The organism is Paraburkholderia sp. BCC1885 (assembly GCF_900996235.1).
Taxonomy (GTDB): Bacteria; Pseudomonadota; Gammaproteobacteria; order Burkholderiales; family Burkholderiaceae; genus Paraburkholderia.
The window spans coordinates 1-2,120 of sequence record NZ_CAAJGM010000278.1 but is presented as its reverse complement, the minus strand read 5'-3'; the positions used below and the strand labels follow the sequence as shown (position 1 = coordinate 2,120).

Sequence of the window (2,120 nt, the reverse complement as noted above, 5' to 3'; positions counted from 1 at the left end):
ACAAACCGATCGATGAACTATCGAGAGACGTGCGTTTCTTTGCCGCCTCTCATAGACATACATACGCACGCAGTATTTTTTGTCTGATGGCGTTGCGACATGACGACTACTGCATCGACGAAATCGGCGAAGGCACTCGACACTGCTGAAGAAAGCTGACAGGGACCGCACAAAAGTCATCGGCAAGATGGGCGCTACAAGAGAAACAATGCGCCGGCCTTCAGAAGGCGACACTTGCCAAGTACGGCCCCTCGGCCCGTCGATCACCAAGATTTCAGACAGCAACGCACCGCCCACTCACCTGATCGCCACCATCCCCCCACACGGATTCGCAAAACGGACGACAACGAAAAAGGCGGCAGCAAGTCGTGAATCGTTGCGCAAATTATGATTAGCAATCTGCGAGAAAATTTGCAGCAAAAATTGCGCGGGAGTTCCGTCACGCGAACAGGAGCACCACCAGTTCTTTTGCAGCTTTTTTTGCGAACCTCGACTACGGAATTTGCAAAAAATGATGGACAAACCGCGCTTCGACAGCCGGCTTCCTGAGGCTGTAGCTATTGCCCCGCCCAAACCCAGTAAAATCAGTGACCCAACAAGATCAATAGGTTAGGCGTTTTGGATACCGATTTTCGGGCGCGCTCCCCGTGCATTAGAACCGTTCTATTCCGACCTCGCGCCGCCCCTGACCAACCGGCGCGGGACTCGCGCTTTACGCTCGGGCATGCCGAAATACGCCCCCGGGGGTTCGCTTTTCAGGCGTACCAAAGCACGGCGCATGGCGAGATAGCCGAGCGTTTCCTTGAGCTTTTCGGGCCGCACAGGGTCATCGGCACGGACCTCGCCGTGCACCCAGCCTGGACCGTACAGCGCCGCGTTCGCGTCACCACTTAAATAGCTTCCCCGACCATCGGTTGCCATCTGCACCCAGTACGCCCCGACTTGATCTGCGTGGCTCTGGAGAGCAACCCCGAACTGCTCGGCTTCCACCCTTTTGTCATCGACCACTCGGCACAAAGCGACAGTGTTGAACAACAGGGTAAGGTGCAGGTGATACCCACCTTCCAGCGACGGCAGGATGGCCCAAACATAGCCAGGATCATCGGTGAACAGCGCTGGCTTACGCCTCATACGGTCGAAGAACAAAGCGCGACACGCCCGGAGTGCCGCCAGATCACGGTGCTGTGCCTCGACTGGCGCAGTGACCAGATTGGCACGTACGCGAGCGTGGAATAGCCGAAGGTGCAGTACGGTCAAGCTGCCGTGGTTGGCGAACAGGCGGTCAAGATAGTCAGAGAGGTTCGCGACGTTCTCATGGCTGCCCAAATTCCAGTTGCGCCATTCCTGCCGCAACGATTTACTATCACGCATAGTCCGACGAAATTGAGCCACAAAATCGTTGTATACGTCTGCCCGAATTCGTCCCTCGAAGTCGATCGGTAATTCGATGTTGCCGCCGAGATAGCTGCCGATCCGATGGTGGAAAAAAGTGTCTAGCAGCAGTCGAATGTGAGGCGCATGTAGCAATTGATTGGCCGCCTGGTTCGATGTGTCAAATAATTTCGAGGCCGCTCGAAACGTCCTCATGATGGCAGCCAACTCCTCTGTGCCGCTGGAGAGCGAATACGGCGAAGCAGTCTTGGTATAACGCAGCGGTCGAACGATGCGGTTGCCTCCGAATTTATCTGTGTTCGACAGCGGTACCTCACGCATGTCACCACGAATCCGAAATGGCGCGAAATCAGTTTCGAGCACCAGTCGGGCAAAGCGATCGAGCTTCACCAACAACATGATCTCCGGACCGTTCCCGACAATTTTCCGGCCGTCCTGGCCGACGAAGAAGTTCAAATTGCGCTCAAGGTGGCGGCCGATTTTATCGAGAGTCTGGGGCTCGATCGTGGTAGGTAGCTTCGGTCGGGTCATAGCGAAGTGATTTGCGCTCGGTACGGGTGTGGCGCTTCCGTACGGGATAACGTGAAAAGCCCCATCCACCTGACGGCGAAGGGGGCATGCGGAGGTGATCAGACGAGGCGCGGTGGATAGCCGTGAGAACCCGAAGTGAATGCCCAAGGGTTCACGATCAGTTCGAACTTGATGACGCGATGACCGTTTTCCCTGCG

Annotated in this window: 1 protein-coding gene; it reads right to left on the bottom strand. The window is 56.1% G+C overall.

The features are described from left to right. Positions 1-663: 663 nt before the first annotated feature. Entirely contained in the window at positions 664-1,923 is a 1,260-nt protein-coding gene (locus tag FQ755_RS35945; RefSeq protein ID WP_260859032.1) for an inovirus Gp2 family protein, read from the bottom strand. Between the last annotated feature and the right edge of the window lie 197 nt (positions 1,924-2,120).

Excerpts from the sequence above, each read along its gene's own strand:
- FQ755_RS35945 (WP_260859032.1), bottom strand. The coding sequence starts at position 1,923 with ATGACCCGACCGAAGCTACCTACCACGATCGAGCCCCAGACTCTCGAT.